At 39.9% G+C, this 23,890-nt stretch carries 22 protein-coding genes; 4 read left to right on the top strand and 18 right to left on the bottom strand.

Annotated elements, in window-relative coordinates:
- Nucleotides 1–71 precede the first annotated feature (71 nt).
- The 10 genes from NE558_RS07445 to NE558_RS07400 form a co-directional block, all read right to left on the bottom strand.
- Nucleotides 72–383 (bottom strand): DUF1622 domain-containing protein, encoded by a 312-nt coding sequence (locus NE558_RS07445; RefSeq protein ID WP_256149374.1) that lies wholly within the window; start codon nt 381–383, stop codon nt 72–74.
- Between the two features lie 327 nt (nt 384–710).
- Nucleotides 711–2,393: a ribonuclease J gene (locus NE558_RS07440; protein ID WP_256149373.1), complete on the bottom strand. Its 1,683-nt coding sequence runs from the start codon at nt 2,391–2,393 to the stop codon at nt 711–713.
- Nucleotides 2,394–3,096: 703 nt separating this feature from the next.
- Nucleotides 3,097–3,399 (bottom strand): DUF1292 domain-containing protein, encoded by a 303-nt coding sequence (locus NE558_RS07435; protein ID WP_256149371.1) that lies wholly within the window; start codon nt 3,397–3,399, stop codon nt 3,097–3,099.
- A 36-nt stretch (nt 3,400–3,435) separates the two neighbouring features.
- Nucleotides 3,436–3,864: a Holliday junction resolvase RuvX gene (gene ruvX, locus NE558_RS07430; protein WP_256149370.1), complete on the bottom strand. Its 429-nt coding sequence runs from the start codon at nt 3,862–3,864 to the stop codon at nt 3,436–3,438.
- A gap of 15 nt (nt 3,865–3,879) precedes the next feature.
- Nucleotides 3,880–4,140 carry an IreB family regulatory phosphoprotein gene (locus NE558_RS07425; protein ID WP_066052659.1) on the bottom strand — a complete coding sequence of 87 codons (261 nt, stop codon included), beginning with the start codon at nt 4,138–4,140 and terminating at the stop codon, nt 3,880–3,882.
- Nucleotides 4,141–4,245: 105 nt separating this feature from the next.
- A complete protein-coding gene (mtaB, locus tag NE558_RS07420; protein WP_256149369.1) occupies nt 4,246–5,544 on the bottom strand; it encodes a tRNA (N(6)-L-threonylcarbamoyladenosine(37)-C(2))-methylthiotransferase MtaB in 1,299 nt (432 codons plus the stop codon).
- A gap of 24 nt (nt 5,545–5,568) precedes the next feature.
- On the bottom strand, nt 5,569–6,360 hold the full coding sequence (locus NE558_RS07415) for an HAD family hydrolase (RefSeq protein WP_256149368.1): 792 nt from the start codon (nt 6,358–6,360) through the stop codon (nt 5,569–5,571).
- A gap of 11 nt (nt 6,361–6,371) precedes the next feature.
- Nucleotides 6,372–6,926, bottom strand: a complete 555-nt coding sequence (locus NE558_RS07410) for a hypothetical protein (protein ID WP_256149367.1) — start codon at nt 6,924–6,926, stop codon at nt 6,372–6,374.
- Nucleotides 6,927–7,066: 140 nt separating this feature from the next.
- A complete protein-coding gene (locus NE558_RS07405; RefSeq protein ID WP_256149366.1) occupies nt 7,067–7,522 on the bottom strand; it encodes a hypothetical protein in 456 nt (151 codons plus the stop codon).
- A 246-nt stretch (nt 7,523–7,768) separates the two neighbouring features.
- The gene (locus NE558_RS07400) at nt 7,769–8,467 is read right to left on the bottom strand and encodes a 5'-methylthioadenosine/adenosylhomocysteine nucleosidase (RefSeq protein WP_256149365.1); all 699 of its coding nucleotides are present in this window, start codon (nt 8,465–8,467) and stop codon (nt 7,769–7,771) included.
- A gap of 184 nt (nt 8,468–8,651) precedes the next feature.
- Here NE558_RS07400 and NE558_RS07395 point away from each other — a divergent pair, with 184 nt between their 5' ends.
- The 4 genes from NE558_RS07395 (at nt 8,652) to NE558_RS07380 (ending at nt 11,435) form a co-directional block, all read left to right on the top strand.
- Nucleotides 8,652–9,377, top strand: coding sequence for a gamma-glutamyl-gamma-aminobutyrate hydrolase family protein (locus NE558_RS07395; protein WP_256149364.1), 726 nt, complete (start codon nt 8,652–8,654; stop codon nt 9,375–9,377).
- Nucleotides 9,352–10,212: a mechanosensitive ion channel family protein gene (locus NE558_RS07390; protein ID WP_256149363.1), complete on the top strand. Its 861-nt coding sequence runs from the start codon at nt 9,352–9,354 to the stop codon at nt 10,210–10,212. Before NE558_RS07395 ends, NE558_RS07390 begins: the two co-directional genes overlap by 26 nt.
- 3 nt (nt 10,213–10,215) lie before the next feature.
- Entirely contained in the window at nt 10,216–10,410 is a 195-nt protein-coding gene (locus NE558_RS07385) for a DUF951 domain-containing protein (RefSeq protein ID WP_066052689.1), read from the top strand.
- A 272-nt stretch (nt 10,411–10,682) separates the two neighbouring features.
- Nucleotides 10,683–11,435 (top strand): YdcF family protein, encoded by a 753-nt coding sequence (locus NE558_RS07380; protein ID WP_256149362.1) that lies wholly within the window; start codon nt 10,683–10,685, stop codon nt 11,433–11,435.
- A gap of 883 nt (nt 11,436–12,318) precedes the next feature.
- Here the strand turns inward: NE558_RS07380 and NE558_RS07375 are convergent.
- From NE558_RS07375 to NE558_RS07340, 8 genes are all read right to left on the bottom strand, one after another.
- Entirely contained in the window at nt 12,319–14,481 is a 2,163-nt protein-coding gene (locus tag NE558_RS07375; protein WP_256149361.1) for a heavy metal translocating P-type ATPase, read from the bottom strand.
- 95 nt (nt 14,482–14,576) lie between these two features.
- On the bottom strand, nt 14,577–14,924 hold the full coding sequence (locus tag NE558_RS07370; RefSeq protein WP_256149360.1) for an ArsR/SmtB family transcription factor: 348 nt from the start codon (nt 14,922–14,924) through the stop codon (nt 14,577–14,579).
- A gap of 77 nt (nt 14,925–15,001) precedes the next feature.
- On the bottom strand, nt 15,002–15,901 hold the full coding sequence (locus NE558_RS07365; protein WP_256149359.1) for a LysR family transcriptional regulator: 900 nt from the start codon (nt 15,899–15,901) through the stop codon (nt 15,002–15,004).
- A 175-nt stretch (nt 15,902–16,076) separates the two neighbouring features.
- The gene (locus tag NE558_RS07360) at nt 16,077–16,874 is read right to left on the bottom strand and encodes a 4Fe-4S binding protein (protein ID WP_312060462.1); all 798 of its coding nucleotides are present in this window, start codon (nt 16,872–16,874) and stop codon (nt 16,077–16,079) included.
- Between the two features lie 162 nt (nt 16,875–17,036).
- Entirely contained in the window at nt 17,037–18,038 is a 1,002-nt protein-coding gene (locus NE558_RS07355) for a peptidyl-prolyl cis-trans isomerase (protein WP_256149357.1), read from the bottom strand.
- 231 nt (nt 18,039–18,269) lie between these two features.
- On the bottom strand, nt 18,270–21,776 hold the full coding sequence (gene mfd, locus NE558_RS07350; RefSeq protein WP_256149356.1) for a transcription-repair coupling factor: 3,507 nt from the start codon (nt 21,774–21,776) through the stop codon (nt 18,270–18,272).
- The gene (pth, locus tag NE558_RS07345) at nt 21,773–22,462 is read right to left on the bottom strand and encodes an aminoacyl-tRNA hydrolase (protein ID WP_256149355.1); all 690 of its coding nucleotides are present in this window, start codon (nt 22,460–22,462) and stop codon (nt 21,773–21,775) included. Before pth ends, mfd begins: the two co-directional genes overlap by 4 nt.
- 313 nt (nt 22,463–22,775) lie before the next feature.
- Nucleotides 22,776–23,756 carry a 2-hydroxyacid dehydrogenase gene (locus tag NE558_RS07340; protein ID WP_256149353.1) on the bottom strand — a complete coding sequence of 327 codons (981 nt, stop codon included), beginning with the start codon at nt 23,754–23,756 and terminating at the stop codon, nt 22,776–22,778.
- Between the last annotated feature and the right edge of the window lie 134 nt (nt 23,757–23,890).

Here is a 23,890-nt window from a genome sequence, read left to right as displayed (position 1 = left end):
GTAAATTTTTGCTTCCCTTATAAACGAAATTTTCAAACAACATCTTCTGTAGGTATCTCCCTGCAGGATATTCAGTCCTCTTCGTTTTTAATCGACCAATGAATCATAAAGGCTAGGGCTGCTCGCAGTACTATAATACCGCCTATAATAAGGATTTCAGAAAAATCATGGACTATAACCGTTCGTAAAATTTCGCCGCCAAGTTTGAACTCAAGTGCCATGGCCATACCTTTGGAGAGATTTAATCGGGTATGGGAATCTCGACGAATATAGTTATAAATCCCCCTAACACCGGCTATAATCATGATTCCCACACCAACAAACTCAAACATTAAAATTGCCGATTCCGTAAGCATAATTAAATATTCTCGTAAAAATAGCATTGCAACAACTCCTTCTAAAAAAATTTTTATAAGTGTACCATTATTCTCGTCAAAAATCTACTTTTTTCGTATAATTTTTAAAATTTCCTAGAATTTTCACAAAGTACAAAAAAATATTTACCAATTATAACGTTTAAAATTAGCAAATTTCACAAATACAATAGAATACTTTCTCTGAAATAATGCCAAATTGTATTGACATAATGATACCAACGCGAATTATCTACTAGTCAAAAAACAAAGTTATTTTTCATTTCAACTGCCCTTTTTCCTTTCGCGACAAAAAATCCCCCAAAAATGCTCTATCAGCATTCTTGGGGGATTTGATTATACATCCATGATTATTGGTAAAATCATAGGGCTTCTTTTTGTTTTCTGCCAGAGGAAATTCTTTAGAGTATCTTTAATGACACCCTTAATATAATTCCAACTGGTGATATTCTTCTCCTCGCAATCCAGTAATGCTTCCAGCACCACTTTCTTTGCCTCGTCCATAAGGTCCTCCGCCACTCGAACGTATACGAAACCTCTGGAAATAATATCGGGTCCGGCAACAATGGTACCACTCTCCCGATCCATGGTGACAACCACCACCATTAAACCGTCCTGAGATAAGTGCTTTCTGTCTCGCAATACAATGTTACCAACATCGCCAACGCCAAGTCCATCTACCATAACACGACCGGCAGGTACTGTGCCGTTAACCTTTGCCTCATTACGTGTTACTTCTAACACCTCACCCAATTTCATAATGAAGATATTGTTTTTATCTAAGCCCATGGAAAGGGCTAAATCTTTATGGCATGAAAGATGCATAAATTCACCATGCACCGGCATAAAGAACTTAGGTTTTGTTAACGCTAGCATTAACTTAAGCTCTTCTTGTCTAGCATGACCGGAAACGTGAATTTCTTCCATATCGCCGTAAATAACATTTGCACCCTTCTTCAACAACTCATTTATCACACGGGTAACATTCTTTTCGTTACCGGGAATTGCAGATGCACTGATAATAATTTTATCTTCAGGCTTCACGCTTACCTGCTTATGCTCATTCATTGCAATCCTAGTGAGGGCGGACATGGTTTCGCCCTGACTGCCAGTGGTGATAATGACAAGCTGTTCATCTTTATAGTTTTTAATTTCGCCAATATCAATCAGTGTGCGAGGAGGAATGGTCAAGTAATCTAACTCAGAAGCAGTTTTCACTGCATTGACCATACTTCTGCCGATAATGGCAACCTTACGTCCATACATATGCGCAGCATTTACGACCTGCTGTATTCGATGGATGTTAGACGAGAACGTTGCAACCATAATACGGTTTTTGGGAGTATCCTCAAAAATCTTCTCAAAAACCTTACCAACGTTCTTTTCAGACATAGTGAAGCCTTTTCTTTCTGCATTGGTACTATCACTCATTAACAGAAGAACGCCTTCTTTGCCTAACTCTCCAAAACGCTGTAGGTCAATAATTTCCCCATCAATGGGTGTATAATCCACCTTGAAATCTCCTGTGTGCACCACCGTTCCGATGGGTGTATGAATCGCCAGAGCGACAGAATCCGCAATAGAGTGATTGGTGTGGATAAATTCCACATTAAATTGACCCAAATTCACCCTTTCTCTTGGAACAACTGTGTGCAACACGGTTTTGTCCAGCATTTTGTGTTCTCTCAGCTTGTTTTCCAACAGCCCTAGTGTTAAAAGCGTACCAAATACCGGTACATTCAGCTGTTTCAGAATATAAGGTAATGCACCAATATGATCCTCATGACCATGGGTCAGTACAATTCCCCTTACTTTGTCTATGTTTTTGATCAGATAAGTTACATCGGGGATAACCAAGTCAATTCCAAGCATATCATCCTCAGGGAATGCCAGACCGCAGTCAATGACCATAATATCATTCCCATATTCAAGCATGGTCATATTTTTCCCGATTTCTTCTAACCCACCCAATGCGGCAATCTTTAACTTTGCCTTGGGTTTTGGTTTTCTTCCTGCCAAAAAACACACCTCCTTTTCATTTCATTTTCCGTTTTCCTTATTTCATAATTATGCCGCAAAAAAGCGGAGTTTAAACCGCAAAAACATAACCCTATACAAATAAAAAGCTTTTTATCTGTTTTTTGGGTATACATAAAAAGGGCAGTCACCAGCATTATTTGAAAGCATCTCTCGCACCATGCTTTCTTCCTAGAGGCTCTGCCAAATCCTATGTAGTTTGTTTTCTTTCTTTTCACGCACATGATGATTCGGCAGTTAGCCTATCATCTATCGTAAACGCTTATTTCGTATGCGTCTTAGATCAATATCATTATATAATTCCCATTAAAAAGAACGGCACTTCACCTAGACCCCTGTTAAATGAAGGAGCTTCCAAAATCAGTGCCCATATATTATTGTATGTTTCTCATATATTAAGGTGAGCAACCCACCCTTTTCATCAAGCTTATTCTGCCACAAAAGGCATTACTTATAAGCATTCCTCTAAAAAAGGAATGCCCACAATTACTGTCGAAAAATAAGGATTGTAAAATAATACTTACTATAGGCGGCCTGTTACCGTTGTTCCTATCAAAGTCCTTATTAAAAAGCTTCACTTTATCTTATGAAAAGAGCTTGCACAAGGGATAGCGTCTGGATATCCTCATCCAAAGGATTCTATCCCTTCTTCACTCATAAAAGTCCTTTTATAAATAAAATCAACTTAGTCAATTTCTACTTCGTAGTCGTCACTCTTTTGTGCAAATAGGTCTGCAACACGGTCAAATTCTGCATCATCTTCAACCATTTCATAGGTTACATCATCTGTATTAATTGAGGTTTCCTTTAAAATTAGGGCCTCTGCCTCATCATCATCAATCAATTCTGTTTCAACAACCAGTAAATACCGCTCGCCACCACAGGCTACATTATCAATAATAGAAAACTCAACTTCTGAACCATCTTCAGCGGTCATTGTCACGGTTTCAAACTCATATTCATTTACTTCGTCAAAAATATCTGCCATATAAACTAGCTCCTTTACATTCCGTCTGCCACAGGCTTATCCTCTGTTTCTGCTATCTAAATAGCCTTGAAGGATATGCACAGCGGCCATCTTATCAATCACACTTTTTCGCTTCTCATGGCTTAACGCCGCCTCACGCAACGCTCGCTCAGCGGCAATGGTGCTAAATCGTTCATCCCATAAAACAAGTTCAATATTGGGAAAACGTCTTTCAATGCGCTCTGCAAAAGCTTTTGTCTTGATACAGCGCTCTCCTTCAGAATTATCCAGGTTTTTGGGATAGCCCATAACAATCACCTCAGGCTGATACTCCTCTGCCAATTCTGACAAACGCTTTAAGCTCTTCTTATATTCGCCAGGGTTATCCCTACGGATAATTTCCAAACCCTGTGCTGTCCACCCCAAGGGATCGCTCACTGCAACCCCAATGGTTTTATCGCCATAATCCAATCCTAAAATTCGCAAATAGGTTCCTCTTTCTTATTCATTACGATTCATGTAGTCCTTTACCAATTCTTCCAGCAGTTCATCTCGCTCCAATTTACGAATCATTACACGGGCATTCATATAGCTGGTAATATAGGTAGGATCTCCGGATAAAATATATCCAACAATCTGATTTACGGGGTTATATCCTTTTTCCTTCAAAGCCGTACTAACAGCGATGAGGATCTTTTTTGCTTCGTTCTCGGGTTCTTTTTCTACTCTACCAAAATATTGTGTTTCGTTGATATTACTCATACTTCTCACTCCCCACCCACTTGATCCATTCGCTCTTCTTAATTATCTTACTTCATCATAATATAAACCAAAGCGGATTGCAACTATATTATCCTTACAGAATAATTACAAAATTGCCTCGCCAAAAGCATTTTCTCCTTGCACTTCAACAATCTTTGTGAAAACCAGCTGATTAGATAAGTCCATTTCGCTTTTTGTCAGCACCTTCATGTAGTTTGAAGTATGGCCTTCATAAATGCCCGCTTCCACAGGTCTTTCATACAAAACCTCCAAGGTTTTGCCAACATATTTATTTAAAAATTCTTCGCTCATTTTATCGCTCAATGCAAGCAATTGATGGCTTCGTTCTGTTTTTACATTACTTGGAAGCTGGTCTTTTCTCTGTGCCGCCGGCGTTCCGGTCTTTGGGGAATAGGGAAAAACATGAATTTTTGCAAAGCCGATTTCCTCTGCAAATTCATAGGATGCCTTGAAATCTTCCTCTGTTTCACCGGGGAAACCCACAATGATATCTGTGGTTAATGCCACATCGGGCAAATACCTTCTTAGAAGGGCCACCGCTTCACGGTATTTTTGCGTATCATACTTACGGTTCATTTCCTTCAGGGTTTTGTCGCACCCACTTTGTAAGGAAAGATGAAAATGATGGCACACCTTCGGCAATTCTGCTATGGTCTTTGCAAACTCATCCGTTACTACATTGGGCTCAATAGAACTAAAACGAATACGACGAATCCCATTCACTTCATGAACCTGCTGCAAAATATCCAAAAGGCTGGTATCTGTCCTATCCTTCCCATAGCTTGCCACATGGATTCCTGCTAAAACAATTTCTTGAAAACCATTTTCTTCCAGCCTCTTAACCTCATCCACTACATCCTTGGGTTCTCGACTGCGGATTGGTCCACGGGCATAAGGAATAATGCAGTAAGAACAATATTGACTGCATCCATCCTGTATTTTTAAATAGGCACGGGTACGATTTGCCAGCTTTTGAATTGAAAGGGGCTCAAACACCCGCTCCTTCATAATATCAGTTACATGGTTTTCCACGCCATTTTGCGGTTGATATTGCTCCACCATTTCCACAATCTGTCCACGGTCTTTGGTTCCAATAACCAAATTTACACCCTCAACAGACATAATTTCATCAGGTGCTGTCTGGGCATAACATCCCACTACGGCAACCACAGCATTTTCATTCTGCCTTTTTACCTTGCGTATCAATTGTCTGGACTTTTTATCTCCAAAATTGGTTACCGTACAGGTATTAATGACATATACATCTGCTGCTTCATCTATTCCTACAATTTCATATCCCTTTTCAGCAAATAACTCGGCAATGGCTTCGCTTTCGTATTGGTTTACCTTGCACCCAAGGGCATAACTTGCTGCTCTTTTCATGGTTCTCTCCGTTCCTTCTCGGTTTCAAAGCCCAGTCAATTCTCGAATGGCTTTGACTACCCCACCGTTATTGTTACTTCCCGCCTGAAAACGGGCGAATCTTTTTACACCGCTGGATGCACCTTCCATGGCGTAGCTGTAATAAGCCTGTTTTAGCATCTCAACATCATTATATTGATCCCCAAAAACCACTGTTTCCTCGGGGGTTATGTTCCACATATTTTGCAAGGCCGCAACCGCCGTTCCTTTTGTAACATCCCTCAACCCTGTGTCTAAACAAGCATCGCCAGAAATCACAAGATTTAAACTGTCATCCAATTTGGGGCGTAATCTATCATAGCAGCTTTCTGCACTTTCTCCTCCATGCGAAATCATGGATACTTTAAAAATGTCATCTTCCACATGATATAAATCCTCTGCTAATCTCATTTCATAATGAAATAGAGGTGATGACAAATAGTCCAAAAGCTCTGGGCTTCTGGTATAACTACAATATTTTGCACAAAGTAAAGGTTCTACACCTTTGAGGGCAAAAACATTTTCCAAACAATGGTTTACTTCCTGCTTTGCCATAGGCTCAACCACAAGCTCTTTCCCATCATCCACCACAAAGGCACCGTTTTCTGCAATTACAACAACATCCTTTATATGCTCATGAAAATGCTTTTTGAGGCTTGGGTATTGTCTGCCGCTGGCAACAACAAAGCGAATTCCCTTTTCCTTAAGCATGGGCAAAATATTATAGATTTCTCCATCAATATTTTTTTCATCATTGAGCAGTGTGCCATCCATATCCGATACAATTAACTTAATCATTTTATTCCCTCTTACACTTTGCTTATTTTAAAAAAAATGGGAAGTATCTTTAATGCTATATCCACATCTTTGCCTGAAAGCCAGACCAAATATCTGCGCAATTGATCCCACTTCTGCCGTTTTAATAACACTTGTGAACAGATTTCTTCCATTTCTCCTAATTTTTCAATTATTTCATCCTTTTCATGCCTAGATAAGCTTTCCATAAACCCAATTTCCAAGCGCAACTGGGTAAAATCAACTTCCATGCTGATGTCTTTTTGCTCTTGGCTCAGGTAATATTCCAATAAACCTTCGTTTTTATAACCGTTCTGACGAAAGCCCTCTAGCCGCTCCAGCATTTTTTTTACATTTTCACGATATGCCTCCGCCTGTAATGCAGTTTTCTCATAGGGTTGAATCACTCTAAGTTCATCACAAAAACCCTCTATAAGCGCTCCATAAGTAACCATCAAATAACGGAATAAAACGGACATTTTCTCTTCATCATACGAGTAGGCATCCCAAGTTTCAAGACTGCGGTCAATATCTTCATCCAACTTGCGACAAAAATCTTTTTCAACCATAAAGACCCCATCCTTTCCAGAACTTTATCCACCCTCGTATGCTTCTGTATCTTTGCAGTATATCATAAATTGAAACGTCTTTGCAAGGCTTCCCATAAAAGGAAAAGAGTCTTTCCCGAAGGAAAAACTCTTTCTTTTACTTAGACCTCATCATCCTCAATAATTACAACCATACCGCCTAAACGTCTGTTTAGCTCGCTTCTGGTAATTTTAATGATGTTAGGGGTAACGCCGTCTGCCTGAACTTCAATGAAATATGGCTCCTCATTGTCACAGTCATTTTCATCCAGCCAACCGCCGAAGAAGGACAAAATTGAACGCATAATTTCTACGCTATGACCCCAATAATCCAGGTCAAGGAAAATCATGCGATTTTTCTCTCCGTTTTTAGAAAATTTACGGCTTTTATAAACCATTGTAAAAAGTCGTCTTTCCTCGCCCTTGTATGTGAAATAAACTGCCATTTCGTTGCTTTCGCCGAAACGATTTTCATAGCGGTTTATTTTTGCACTGGGGTCGAAATATTTTAAAACAAACTGATAAAGCTGTTCCAGTTCTATTTCTTTTGTAATATATCCATGAGTTTTTGCTGTCATAGATGGCACTCCTTTCTAGGCTCTCTCGTGTCAAAAAATAGTTTGTGTGCGAAATATCTCTTCATGATTGCATTATACAGTAACAAAACAGCTCTGACAAGAGCAATACCGCAGAATCATTAGAAAAAAATCGAGGTCATTTTTAGGCACTTTTTTATCCATATATTACAATAAAATACCAAATATATGGATGTGTATGACGTTTTTGTCCTTCTATGTTTATCCCCATGCTATTATATGCAAAATTTATAATTTTTCTAGTATTTTTTCCACCAGGTCACTGCAACGCTTTGCAGCCATAATGCTGAATTTCTCATAGGAAATATTTGCTTCCTCCCCTGCACCATCGGAAATTGCTCGTACAATTAAAAATGGAATGCGGTTTAACCAACATGCATGGGCAATAGCCGCCCCTTCCATCTCCGCACAGGTTCCTTGCACATTCTTTCGGATGGTTGCTTTGCCTTCCTTTGTGCAAATAAATTGATCACCACTGGCAATACGCCCAGTGATAACCCGATAGCCCTCAGCAATTTCTGCTGCTGAAGCTTGAGCCAAACGAATCAATTCCTCGTCAGCTTTAAAGTAGCTTTCCGCCATACGAGGAATCATCCCAATCGGGTCTCCTAAGGCTGATGTATCCATATCGTGCTGTACTGCATCGGTAGAAATCACGATATCTCCAATTTTCAGTTCCTCAACCAGTGCTCCCGCAACACCCAGCACCAGAATATAATCCACACCAAACAAATCAATCATGGCTTGGGTGCAAATAGCGGCATTTACCTTGCCGATTCCACTTCTCACCAAAACGATATTATTCCCATTATATCTGCCAATATAAAAAGACAGGCCAACAACATTTTTTGTCGTAACAATTTCGATTTTCTCTTTTAAACAAAGAATTTCTTCCTCCATTGCCCCAATAATTCCAATGGTCTTCATTTTTGTCATCTCCACTCTGTGTAATGTTTGTTGGACGGTTACATCTTCGCCCATTTATCTGTATTTTAATCATAGCACAATATCCTGCTGTTTTACAAGAGAACATATTTCTCCTTGTCCTCCATTGCAAAACTTTCTCATCTTTTGTATACTATTAGGAAAGTTTATAAAAAGGAAGGATTCTATGCAACCGGTAATCGGCATTACTCCAGACTATGATAGCAGCATCCGTAGATATAAAATTCATGAAGATTATATTTCCGCCATCTTATCTGCCGGTGGACTCCCAATCTTATTGTTTCCCTATGCTGAAATTCCCCCTTTTCTCGATGGAATTATTTTCAGTGGCGGAGGAGACATTGATCCGTTACTGTTCCAAGAGGAACCATTAGCACAAAGCGGAGAAATTTCCCCATTGAGGGATCAATACGAAATCGCTCTGTGCCGTGAAGCCATTGGGAAAAATATACCTATATTGGGAATTTGCCGTGGTATGCAAGTGATTAATATTGCATTAGGCGGAACAATTTACCAGGATATTTTTGTTCAAACGGGCAGTAAACTAAAGCATAGTCAGCAGGCACCCCGTGAATATGGAACCCACAGTATTCTCATTGAAAATGACTCTCTGCTTTCCGCCTTGTTGGGTAAGGAAAAGGTTACGGTAAATTCCTTCCATCATCAGGCGGTTGCCCTTTTGGGTGACGGACTCCGTGTTTCGGCAAAAAGTCAGGACGGTCTCATTGAAGCCATTGAGCATACGCAAAATCTCTTTGTCTTAGGGGTACAGTGGCATCCCGAAGCAATGGTCAATGAAGAACAAAAGAAGCTTTTTTCTGCTTTTTTAGCTGCCGCAGAAAAATTCAAAGAAACAGGAGGAAACAATGGGAAAAATGCAAGGAGTTCTTAGCTTTGAAGCTTTGATGGAAACCGCCGCCACCCTTGGTGTGAAAATTCTTGAAGTTGGAGGCACCTTACTTCTCTGTTGGATTATCATACGTATCTCCAATCGTGTGGCGGAAAAGTTCTTTCAAAAGCAAACACAAAAACAACGTTTGGCTATGTCTGAGAGAAAGGCAAATACGTTAAATACAATCACCTCCAGCGTAGTGAAATATGTTGTTTACTTTGTTGGATTGTTTACAATCTTGAAATTGTTGGGCGTTGACCCAAGATCCTTATTGGTTATTGCAAGTGCGGGTTCTGTTGCCATCGGCTTGGGCGCACAAAGTGTTGTCACGGATATGCTGGAGGGATTCTTCATTTTTTTTGAAGACCACTTTGCCGTTGGAGATGTGGTTACCATTCAAAATATCACAGGCACCGTAGAGAGTGTTACTCTACGCTACACAACAATACGGGATGCTCAGGGAAAAGTTCACATCATCCCAAATGGCTCCGTTGGTATTGTGACAAATATGACCAGCGAATTTATCAATGCCATCGTAAATGTAGGAGTGGGCTACGAAGAAAATATTGACCATGTATTATCCATTCTTGAGGATGAAATGAAGAAAACTTCGGATATGGAGAGCATTTTGGAATCACCTGTTATTCTTGGTATGGTTGGCTTGGATGAATCCGCCGTTACCATTCGAATTGTCGCAAAATGCATGGTAAAGACCAATTTTGCCGTGGAGGTAGAATTACGCAGACGTATCAAAAACCGTTTTGATCAAGAGGGAATACAAATCCCTTTCCCCCAGCGTACCGTTCATATTGTAAAAGAAAAGGAGGAGGCATAAAATATGGTATTTTCAGTTGGAGATATTGTGCAGATGAAGAAGACCCACCCATGTGGTTCCAGCCAGTGGGAAATTCTGCGTGTAGGCATTGATTTTCGTATTAAATGCTGCGGCTGTGGCCATATGGTTATGCTGCCCAGAGTAAAGTTTGAAAAGAATGTAAAAAAAATAGTCTCTGAAAGTAAAGAAGAAAAATAAGATTCTTCATTTTAAACAGACTAAAAGCCTTTCCAAAAAACACCCACAGTATCATCTATGGGAGTGATAGTTTGGAAAGGCTTTTTTACGAGGTTCCTACAACTTTCTTAAATAAGTAGTACCATTTTCTAAAACAATTGATATTCCTAATTTTTAATTGTAAAATTTTAGAAGCTATCTTAAACAATCTACAAACTAGGATCTAAAGATAATTTACTTTACTGTTGCGTAGATTTTACGCACTATTTGAAATTGAAGAGGTGGGATAAACATTGAAAAAATTTATTAAATCTATATTCATCATACTTGGGATATATTTAGCGTGTGATGCACTCATTTTGTCACTGGTAATTAGTTTTAATATCGGTGTTATAGCAACATTTATGGTGGGTGCTGCCTATTTCATCTATGGTTTTTATTACGAAAGGATTCAAAAACTTTCAAAAAAAGGCGTTGTTAAGTGGCTAAAAAATCTATTCTTAATAGGTAACACAATTATGATTTCGGCTATTTTGTTTATTGCTGTCTTTGGTCAAATAGACACTGCAACTTATAAAGAGGATGCTGTGATTGTTCTTGGTGCAGGACTGAACGGCGATAAAATAACCCTTCCCCTTTATTATAGGTTGGAAAAAAGCATAGAATATTTCAATAAAAATCCAAACGCAATGATCGTTGTATCTGGAGGACAAGGCCGCAACGAAACCATAACGGAAGCCTTAGCAATGGAAAGATATTTGCTTTCAAGAGGAATTCCCGAAAATAAGATAATAAAAGAAGACCGTTCTACAAGCACCTATGAAAACTTTGTTTTATCCCAAAAGCTATTAGATACCCATTTTAAAAACGAATACACGTCAGTTTTTATAACAAATGATTTTCATTTATTTAGAGCAAACGAGTTATCTAAAATTGTAGGAATCAATAGTAACTATCTGCACGCAAAAATACAATGGTATTTAGTTCCTGTAAACTATATTCGGGAGGTCCTAGCCCTTATAAAGCTTTTGATACTAAGACAGTAACTATACCAACATTAAAAAATAACGTAGATAGGTTCCTTTAATTGGACAGGCTAAAACTCACTGCGGAGGGAACTATGAAAAAATTAAAAGTATTTTTAGTCGGCGTTGTAATAGCAAGTATATTGGCTTATTTTATTGGTTTTCGATAGACTATCAACGGATAAGAGGGTTCAATGTATTTTCTGAAAATGTCGTACAAGCCTTTGTCTATGAACATGGTTGCCTAGCCGAAAAAGAGAACTATACCCAAATTGACCAGTCTGATTATGAATCTTTATTACAGATAGCATCCAAAATTAAATATATGAATCCAAACATTAATCCACTTTCAATAGATTACATTCTTTACGGTGGTGGTGGGTACGAATTTGAAATTGTCTCAGAAAATGCAGTAACAACCTTTGGTGTCAGTTGCAATGAATTAGAACCTAATATCCGTAGAGTTACTCTTTCTAATGAGAACATAGAAAGGTCTATATCGGCATATGTAAACGAAGATGTTTATAAGGAATATGAACAATTGGCACAGAAATATATTAAAAATTCTAAAAAAGGATCTTGATTCCTGTAATCCTATGGCAATAAAGTAATAAAAAATCGTACTTGCCCTTATTTATCAAATTTTCATTAATAACATCATTTACTATAGTATGATTTACAATAAAAGAACCTTCTGTCTTCACATATAAGACACAGACGGTTCTTTTTTAACAAAACGCTATAGTTTAGTGCCATTTCCATGGACAAAAACCCCTGCAGTGTATCGAGGGTACAAAAAAATGGCAGAGAACGCTTTTTCCAAAAATGAAAACCACATTCCCCGCCAAACATTTGTCTTATAAAATTAACAGTAAATCACTCTGCTGAAAAACCCTCTTATTTTTTATTTCTTTCTCATAGCGTTTAAAATTGCCAATACTGCCACACCAACATCCGCAAAAACTGCCATCCACATAGTTGCCATACCAACAGCACTCAATACCAAAACCAATGCTTTGACGCCTAATGCAAAGGCAATGTTTTGCCTTACGATAACCCGTGTGTTTTTGGCAATGCGAATACCCACAGACAGTTTTCCGATGTCATCATCCATCAGTACCACATCCGCCGCCTCAATGGCCGCATCAGACCCAATGCCACCCATAGCAACACCCAAATCCGCCCCAGCCAAAACAGGGGCATCATTAATGCCATCCCCTACAAAGGCAACCTTTCCGCTTGTTTCTTTACCTTTAATTTCTTCTAAAATACGAACTTTATCCTCAGGCAATAATTCCGCATAGAATTGATCAATCCCCAATTCTTTCGCCATAACTTGGGCATTTTCTTTCCTATCCCCTGTGAGCATTGTCATGTTGTGGACACCCATACTCCGTAAAGAAGACAATGCCTCCTTACAGTTATCCTTAAGGGTATCAGCTACCACAATATAACCCATATACGTACCATCTTTTGCAACATAAACCACTGAACCAATTCCCTCATAGGGCTTGAAGGAAATTTTTTCACGCTCCATTAATCTATGATTTCCTAATAAAACTTGCTCTCCATTTACGCTGTAAGAAACACCAAAGCCACCCAATTCCTTATAATCCATTGCCAAATCTGCAGAGATTTCCTTTGTCTTTTTATATTCCTGAACAATAGCTTCTGCAATGGGATGATTGCTATTGGCCTCACCCAAAACAGCCAAATGCATAAGCTCCTCTTTATTCTCCCCTTCTATTTTCACTACGGAAAATTTCCCCTTGGTTAATGTACCCGTCTTATCAAAAACAAGCTGTGATACATGGCATAAGGTATCCAAATCTCCTCCGCCTTTTACTAAAATACCATTTTTGGAGGATGCACCAATCCCAGCAAAATAGCTTAATGGCACCGAGAGCACCAAAGCACATGGGCAAGATACTACCAAGAAAATCAAAGCACGCCCAAACCACATCTGGAATTCACCAAAGCCTAATACTGGAGGCAGTACCGCTAAAGCTACAGCCAAACCTACTACAACCGGAGTATAAACCCTTGCAAAGCGCGTAATAAAACGCTCTGTTTTGGATTTTTTACCTGCGGCATTTTCAACCATTTCCAGAATCTTCATAACGGTAGAGTCTTTAAATGGTCTTGTTACTTCAACCTTCAAATTACCATCCAAATTAATGCATCCGCTTAAAACATCACTACCCGGTTCTACCCCTCTGGGCAACGCTTCTCCTGTCAAAGCCGCTGTATCTAAATTGGCATGGCCTTCCTTTACCCTGCCATCCAGAGGAATTCTTTCCCCTGCCTTCACCAAGATGATATCTCCAATTTTAACCTCTTCGGGATGCACCCGTTTGATACCACTTTCGGTGATCACTTCCGCCGAATCTGGGCGAATATCCAATAGAGCGGTGATAGATTTTCTGGATCTGCGTACTGCATAATCCTGAAAAGCCTCACCAATCTGATAAAACATCATAACGAATACCGCTTCTGGCATTTCCCCAATGGCAATGGCACCTACGGTAGAGATAGACATTAAAAAGTTTTCATCAAAAATTTGACCTCTTGCAATGTTTTTAATTGCCCTTAGCAAAACATCATAACCAAAAATACCGTAAGAAACCAAAAATAATGGCACCGCCCAAGTGGTCTCTCGCATAAAAACTGCCGCTAAAAACAAAATACCGCCCAGACCAAAACGAATCAGAATTTTTTTTCCTTCTCCTTCTTCCCCTTGCCCATGGTCGTGTCCATGATCATCCTCATGCTCATGACTATCTTCATGTTCATGGCAGCCTTCATTGCAATGGGAACAGGAACAACCGGCAGTCTCTATGGCTCTACTGCTCTCCATGGCTACCACTACATCCGGCTCAAATTTATGTACAATTTTCTCAATTTTGTGCAAAACACCCAGCTCTTCAGTCCCCTCTGATAGAGAAACCTCCATAGTTTGCTTTACTAGGTTAATTTCAGCTTGACGGGTCTCACTCAATGCGTTCACCGCTGTTTCAATCTTTCCCGCACAATTGGCACAGGTTAAACCTTTTAAATATACTTTCACACCAAAACACCTCCACAAATGTTCATATGATTATTTGTTCATATATTGTTTTTTAAGATAGGCTGTCAAAATAATTATTTAACAGCCTTATTCCTTTACTCAGTATACCCACGTTTATGCTGAATATGAGTCATACCTTGCTCTAATATTGTTTGTACGTGTTCGTCATCCAAAGAATAGAAAACTGTCTTTCCTTCCTTACGGTATTTCACCAATAGATTTTGACGCAATACCCGCAATTGATGGCTCACAGCCGATTGGGACATTTCTAAACAATCAGCCAGCTCTCCAACATTCTTTTCACCTGCTAAAAGGCTTTGCAATAATCTGATTCTTGTAACATCCCCAAAGACCTTAAAAAACTCTGCAACATCCCGTAAATAATCTTGCTCTATCTCATCAAGTACATGAATATCGCTAGGCTTGATGGAATCATGCTTCATAGAATCACCTCATTCCTCTGAACACTTGAACATCCATTCATATATTATCATGAAGAACGTTTTCTGTCAACGCAAATTTAATTTTTTTGAAATTCAATTAACTGAATAAATCCTCTTACCGCATGAGGTAGGGTTACATTTTTTAAATGAACCATGCCAATATTGCGCTTTGGCAATGGTGGCGTAATGGGAATTTCGTAAAGACGTTTCTCCTTTAATGCTTCCTCTGTAAACTCCTTAATAACATAGGTCAAACCCAAATTAATTTGGGCAAAGCTTATCAATAAGTCACTGCTGCCCAGTTCCAAAATAGGGTTTAATATAACACCATTATCTTCAGCATAGCGGTCAATATATTTTCTGGAATTACTCAAATCCTCCAATAGAAGTAATGGGTAGCCGGGCAAATCCTTTAGATCTAACCCAACCTCAGACAGGCGCTTATACCGTTCTCCACCAACCAAAATATCATGTATTTCAATGCAAGGTCTTATCTCCAAATCCCCATCATCATTAATTGGCAAATTAATAAAACAAACATCCACGCTTCCGTTTTTCAATAAACGTAAGGACTCATAGGTTGTTTTATTGGTCACTTTAATATTAATGTCAGGATAAAGCTTATGATATTTTTCTAAATAAGGCAGGAGAAAATTTGCAATGACTGTATCACTGGCACCAATTTTCAACTCACCCATTTCCATATTTACCATTTGAAAATATTTTTCTTCTGCGGCGTGAATCAATCCCAAAGCCTGCTCCAAATAAGTATACAGAAGCTTCCCTTCTGCAGTGGGGTATACCCCTTTTGCCGTGCGAATCAAAAGAGGGCTTCCCATGCGATCCTCCAATTGCCGAATTGCCATGCTCACCGCTGGCTGAGAAATGTATAACTCTCTGGCCGCAGCAGACATGTTCCCAGAGCGCACCACAGCACAAAAAATTCGGTACAAATCCAACGAAACATCAACCTTCATGCAAAACTCCCCTTTCATCGTTTATCATACTCGAAAAAAACAGGCTGTGCAATATAAAATAAAAGCACCCTTATATAGATAAAGGTGCGATGACATTCTGATTAATCTTAGATTCTATAAAGGTAACGTCCCTCATGCAAACCTTGCCTGCTATATTAGCTTTCTATGGTATTGACTATATAAAAAATTCCGGCTCGGCTCTTCTTTCGTAAAGCTCCTCCAGCTCTTCCTTGTGATAAATAAATCCCCCATCATCAAAATACTTTGCTCCCGTGGGACATTTTTTAACACAAGCACAGCACTTCATACAAATTCCCGGAATCAAAGAATAATCTTCCTTTGAAATAGCCCCCATAGGACAGACCTCTGCACAAATTCCGCAGTTACAGCAACTTTCATCGGTAACAGGTTTCACCTTACGAATATCGATTGCACCCTCATGCCTATCTCGTGGGGTGAAATAAGGGCGAATGGGTTCTTCCCCTTTTACATATGCAGGCTGGCTATATACCCAACCTTGATTTATTTTTACGCCGATTTTTTCACCAAACTGTGTCAACAAAGTAAGGTCTTTATCATCAGGCCTGCCTGCACCAAGCTTGCGAGAAAAAGAGTGTTCACTGATAAATGCTCCCCCTGCAACGGTTTGAAAACCTCTATCCTCCATGATATTGCGTAGTTCTATTAACGCATCATCATAATCTCTATTTCCAAAGGAAACAACAGGAACACCAATGGCACCTGTACCCTTTATTTTTTCCTTCAAATAAGGCAACAAAAGATTAGGCACCCGTCCTGCAATAACAGGGGTTCCTAAAACCACTAAGTCGCCTTCTCCAAATACGACCTCATTTTCTCTGCCCTGTGGTAATGTAAAATCATAAGTATCATATGCGGCGCAGAGTGCTTTTGCCACCGCTTGTGCCACAGTTGTTGCTACCTTTTCCGTCCCCCCTGTAGGACTAAAAAACACTGCCCAAACCTTCTTGATTTCCATCTTCTGCGGATGCTTTCATTTGATGCACCCTTCCTCCCTTCCTAAACCTCTTCTTTTATGATACTCTATCCTAACTTGTTTTTCAACAAAGAAAAAGAAGAGCTTCTCAATCATTTCTGATTGAAAAACTCCTCCAAACTACTGCTTTGCAACCTTTGTATCGTGGAACTTTTCAAGGCTGTTATAAACCTTATCCACATATTCAACCTTTTGTGCAGCAATCATTTCAGCAAATCTGGCGTCACTATATTCCGCCTGCTTCTGATTCACAAAAGCAGTTTCCGCCATTTTCTTTACCTCACTGTCCTCAGGAACAGTAATCTTATTCACACGCACAACAAAGTAATTATTATCCATCTTAATCGGTTCACTAATCTGACCTACCTCCGGAACAGCATCCATGGCAAAAGAAGATAAAAACTGTGCTTTATACACGGACATTTTGCCACCTTCTGCCTCTTGCTTCGCATTTTCATCTACATCATATTCTTTAAATAAGCTGTTGAAGTCCTCACCAGCTTTCGCCTTCTTTACAACCTCATTTGCCTTATCCAAATCGTTTAAAACAATGGTGTCAATGTCCAGTGTGGTATAGTCATCCTTCATTTGCGCCTTGTTCTGTTCATAATATTGTGCCTTTTCCCCATCATCAACCTCGCATTCAGCTGCTAAGGCTTGATATACCATGGAATATAAGTAGGAGCCTTCCATAAATGGAGTCAATGTTTTAGCATCAATTCCCATTTTCTGAATATCCTCTGCCGGCACATTTGTGACAAACTGTTCAGATGCCTTAGCCGCCGCTTCTTTTTGCTCCTTCGTTAAGGCAATATTATTTTCCTCTGCATACTTTATTGCGGCAATAACACTCTGTAAGGTGTTCAGTGTGCGTTCTGCCACCAATTCATCTGCCGTCTGTCCATCAAAATCCATAGTCCAAATATCGTCACCACCTACGGCAGTAAAGCTCTTTGTGGTTGTATATAAATATACCATATATTCTGATTTCATGATTTCTCTGCCATCAACCTTCATGACAACCTCATCATTAAATTTGCTGGTTTTTCCAGCATCTGCACTACAGGCAGAAAGAGCCATCACGCCGGCAGCCAACAGGCAAAGAAGTCCTTTTTTCTTCATGCTTTATCCCTCTTTCTTCTCTTTTTTATATTTTCAGGAAGTACTTTTCTTTTGTTATTTTAAAATATCTACTCAAAAAGTAAACTCCGTTTCATAATCTTTCCTTGAATATGCTATCCTTTGTCAGAGCGAAATTATGCACTCTCCAAAAAGAAACAGATAAAAAATTCAAATCATAATCATTCAGAAAACACCTAATATTTCTATTATACACACTCCATTATCAAATGACTATCCCTTAATTGCATTTAATAGAAATTTAATTTCCTCTAATACTTTATTTTTTTTATCCTTAGGCAGTTTTAAAGTTAAATAAGGATTTGCCCCGGCTGTAAATAAATATTTCCCCCGTCCCTCCGAAATGATTTTTGTAAGCTTCATGGGGTCGGTACTTCCATCTGTGCGGAACTCAAAAAGAATGCTGTCCCGTTTTTGTACAATAGAAGAAATTCCAAGCTCCCTTGCTTCTCCTTTCAACAACACAATCTCCAAAAGAGTCTGTACACTTTTGGGTAAATCCCCATAGCGATCTTCCATCTCCTCTTGAATGTCAAAATACTCTTCTCGTGTTCTGATAATAGCAATTTTCTTATATAACTCCATACGCTGCTCTTGATTTTTGATATAAAAATCAGGAATGTATGCGCTGATATTTAAATCCACCGTGGTCTCAATTTCCTTCGCCTTTGGTTCCTCACCCTTTAGCTGTTGTACTTCTTCCTCCAGCAATCGGCAATACATATCATACCCCACGGATTCCATGTGCCCATGCTGTTCCGCCCCCAAAAGGTTTCCGGCACCACGAATTTCCAAATCTCGCATTGCAATTTTAAAGCCAGAGCCAAACTCCGTAAACTCACGTATGGTTTGCAAACGCTTTTCAGCCACCTCTCGCAGCATTTTATCACGGCGATACAGCAAGTATGCATAGGCAATGCGGTTACTGCGCCCCACACGCCCCCTCAGCTGATAGAGCTGAGACAGACCCATGCGGTCGGCGTCCTGAATGATAATGGTATTGGCATTGGAAATATCCATACCTGTTTCAATGATGGTTGTACATACCAATACATCCGTCTCTCCGCTGATAAAATCCTCCATAATGCCTTCCAGCTCCCGTTCAGACATTTGCCCATGGGCAAAGGCAATATTGGCCTCAGGTATCATTTTCTGCAGTCGGAAGGCTTCCTCGCTGATAGAGTCCACCCGATTATATAAATAATATACCTGGCCGCCCCTTGCTACCTCTCGATGAATTGCCTCTCGCACAAACTCAGGATTACTTTCCATAACATAGGTCTGTACAGGTCTTCTCTCCTGAGGGGGCTCCTCCAAAAGGCTCATATCTCGTATTCCCGAAAGACTCATATGCAGGGTTCTGGGAATGGGTGTCGCAGAAAGGGTGAGCACATCCACATTTTCCCTTAAACGCTTCAGTTTTTCCTTGTGTGAAACACCAAAGCGCTGTTCCTCATCCACAATAATCAATCCCAAGTCCTTAAATCCCACATCTTTTGATAATATCCGATGGGTTCCAATTACAATGTCAGCATACCCTCGCTCCAAGTTTTTCAAGCTTTCCTTCTGCTGTTTTGGCGTTCTGAAACGAGAAAGCAATTCAATAGTGACAGGATAACCGGACATACGCTGTATAAAGGTGTTATAGTGCTGTTGCGCCAAAATCGTCGTGGGCACCAGAAAGGCCACCTGTTTTCCATCCTGTACAGCTTTGAAGGCGGCACGAATGGCAACCTCCGTTTTTCCATACCCTACATCACCACAGATTAGGCGATCCATAACCTTGCCGCTCTCCATATCGTGCTTCACATCTTCAATGGCATTTAGCTGATCTTCTGTTTCTGCATAAGGAAAGGCTTCCTCAAACTCCCTTTGCCACACGGTATCAGGTCCGTAATGGTACCCCTTTGCCGCCGCTCGTTTTGCATAAAGGGCAACCAAATCCTCCGCCAGTATTTTAATCGCCGCTCGGGTTTTTGCCTTCGCCTTAATCCAATCCTGTCCACCCAGCTTATTCAGCTTGGGAGCTGCACCGCCACTACCAATATATTTTTGTACCATGTCCATCTGATTCACGGGTACAAACAAATTTCCACCATCGCGGTAGGAAATTTTCATATAATCCTTTTGAACACCCTCCACAGAGATTTTTTCCAAGCCACAAAAAATACCGATTCCGTGATTATCATGTACCACAAAATCTCCTAGCTTTAAATCTGTAAAGCTTTCTATTGCGGCACCATTTTTTCGTTTATTCTTTTTCTGCTTCTTTTCTCCCCCGCCAAACAGCTCACTATCTGAAAACACCATAAGATTGATAAATTCATAGCAAAATCCCTTAGATAGACTGCCCTTGGCAACCCAAACAGCACCCTTGGGGATTGGCGCTTCTAGGCTATCCATATAAACCGCAGGAATCCCCATCTCCGATAGCTCTTTTGCCATACGCTGGGCTCTTGAGCCGGTTCCCGCCAAAACAATACTGCGGTACTCATTTTTTCTCAAGTATTCTAATTCCTCGCAAAATAAATCAACTCTTTTGCTGAAGGATGGTGTGGAGCGCACAGCAAAATTCACCTTAGACTTTGGTTCAAAATCTGCTGTTCTCTGGTTGAGCCCAGCAAGTAAAATGCGCCCAAATTTCTCCCCTTGCCGCAAAATATCCACATAGTCGAACAAAAGTTTTGCCTGCCCCGGAAGCAAATACCCTTGGGCAATTCGGCCTTTCATGCTCTCACCATATTCCTCCATAATGGCATTCATATGCTCTCGAATGCGTTCAGGTTCATCAAAGCAAAGGAGGGTATCCTCCGGTATATAGTCCAAAAGGCTAACGGTATCCTCATAAAAATAAGGAATATAGGAACCAATGTTGGAAAGGTTCTTTTCCAGGCGCAAACGCTCCCCATCCTCGCCAATATTTTCTTTTAATCGTTCCGCCTCTTCCGCCAGGCCTTTTTTCATCATGCTTTGCATGGATTTTGCAAATTCCTTGCCCATTTTATTTGCAGCCTGCTCTGCCATGTCCTCATCATAAACCAACTCTCTCATAGGAAAAATACGGGTTTCTTCCAACTTGTCTATGGAACGTTGGCTGGAGGCATCCATCAAGCGAATAGAATCAATTTCATCATCCCAAAACTCTATTCGCACGGCATCATCAGAGGTTAAGGAAAAAATATCCAAAATACCCCCACGCAAAGCAAACTGCCCTGCACTCTCCACAAGCTCAGCCCGTTCATAACCCAAACAAATCAGTTGCTTTGTCAGTTTATTGATATCAACAATATCTCCTATTTTCAAAGTAAGTATAAACCGGGAGAATACCTCTTTTTTGGGGTATCTATCTAGTAACGCCTCCATGGAAGCAACAATAATAGGTCTCTCTCCTGATAACAGTCTCTCCATCGCTCCAAATCTTTGGCGGTTCATCTCCATGCTATGCACATCCGCACTGTAAAAAAGGATATCCTTCGCTGGATAGTAGATTGGGTTTTTATAAAAAAATGACATGTCAGAAAGAATCTCTCTTGCTCGTAACTCACTATAAGTCAAAATCAGCAAAGGCTTTTGACTATGCTCCATAATGGAATATAAAAAATGGGATTTTTCCACATCAATAACCCCTGTTGCAAACACAGGGGTGTTATTTTTCTGTATGGCTTCCAATACTTTTTGATAACCTTCCAGCTCCAATAAAGGCTCCGTTAGTGTTTTCATTCCTCCACCTCACCCTGAGGCTCTTTTTCCTTTTTCACCTCAGCTGTCTTTTTCGGGTTCTCCTTTTGGGGCGGCTTCGGCTTTTGGTTCATTTGATTCATGGCATCCATAATGCCTCGAGTCAAAATCAGCTCCACAGCCCTCACCCCTTTATCGGCTCCCTGGGCTATCATGGGCAAATCATCTTTATCAAACCTAGCCAAAACATAATCCGCCAAATCCCACCCGTTGGGTTTCTCACCAATGCCTACCTTGATACGCCAAAACTCATCTGTCCCCATTTGTGCAATGATATTACGGATACCATTATGCCCACCGTGGCTGCCCTTCTCACGAATGCGTAAATTGCCAACGGGTAAGCTGGTATCATCATAGATTACTACAAAATGATCCTGTGGTATTTTATAAAAATTAACAATTTCACGTACACTTTCTCCGCTAAGATTCATAAAGGTCTGTGGCTTTACCAGAAGCACCCGTCTTCCTTCAATGATTCCATCGCCGATCAATGCCTTGTGTTTAAATTTATCAATCTCTATATTATATTTCTTTCCCAGCCGGTCTACCACATCAAACCCAATATTGTGCTTGGTGCCCTCATATTTGGGCCCGGGATTGCCTAAACCCACAATGACAAAAAACTCTTGTCCTATATCGTTTTTCTTAAATTTATCAAAAAGTCCCATTGTTATCCTCCTGCCATTACACAGATAAAAGCCCTAATTTTTTAGAATTAGAGCTTGTGAATCAGATGTATGTTGTTATCACCAAAATCCGTAAAAAACAGATGTATGTTTGAAATAGCTGTTCATTTACAATCTCTTTTCAAGAATATTTTACAATTATACCATAGCCATATTCTTAATAACAATGGTTTTGCTGAAAAAAATGAAGCAGTTCCTCTTCGTTTCTTTATTGGTTTATCTTAGACGGATTCTAAAATTTCTATACAAAAAGGCGGATACTTTCGTATCCGCCTCATCATTTAAAATCAAAAGATTATTTTACTTCGTTAACCAGTTCTGCGCCAGCCAAGAAAGCCTTAGCATTACCGCATGTTACTTCTGCCATGGAAGTCAAAGCTTCTTCTGTTAAGAATGCCAAGTGACCGGAAACAACAACTTTATCACTAGCAAGCAATCTTGCCAAAGTTTCATCCTTGTCAGCCTTGTCGCTTCTGTCTTCGAAGAAGTATTCATGTTCAACTTCACAAACGTCCATACCAACGCCACGGAATTTGCCAGCTTCAATTGCATCAGCCAATGCAACGGAATCAACCAAACCACCACGAGCAACGTTAACCAAGATTACGCCGTCTTTCATTTTAGCGATTGCTTCTGCATTAATCATATGACGTGTAGCAGGCATCAAAGGGCAGTGAAGAGAAATTACGTCGGAACGAGCATACAGCTCATCCAATGTAACATATTCCAAACCAAGGTTAGGGTTAGGGAATGCATCATAAGCAATGATGTTCATGCCGAAGCCCTTTAAAATATTAATCATGCACTGGCCAATTTTGCCGGTACCAACAACACCTGCTGTTCTACCAACCAAAGCAACGCCGTCCAAACCATTGATGTCAAAGTTGAACTTTGTGGATCTTTCATAAGCCAAATGTGTTTTTCTGTTTACAGCCATCAACAAAGCAGCGCCTTGTTCCGCAACTGATTCAGGGGAGTACGCAGGTACTCTAAGCACAGGCAAACCGCATTCTTTTGCAGCAGCCAAATCGACACTATCAAAACCTGCACAACGTAATAACAGAACCTTAACGCCCAAGTCTTTTAATTTATGTACAGCTTCAGCGGGAACTTCATCATTAACGAAAGAACATGTAGCATCATGACCTGCTGCTAAATGTGCTGTTGCAGGTGTCAATCTTTCATTAAAGAAAGTAACTTCATAACCATATTTTTCAGCCACAGGACCGAAAGAGTCTTTCCAATAAGACTTGGTGTCAAAAAAAGCAATTTTCATATTAAAACTCCTCCTAAAATTATATAAATATTGGTAAAATTAGTTGGGAAACAAAGTCGTTTCTCTAAAAAAATAGAGAACTTACCCTATTTGTCTTACTTTTAACAATATAATCTATTTATTCAGGTTTGTCA

Origin of the sequence: Anaerotignum propionicum, from assembly GCF_024461735.1 — a bacterium.
Lineage (GTDB): Bacteria > Bacillota > Clostridia > Lachnospirales > Anaerotignaceae > Chakrabartyella.
Note: the sequence above shows the minus strand (reverse complement) of the source record. Positions and strands in the feature narration are given on the sequence as shown.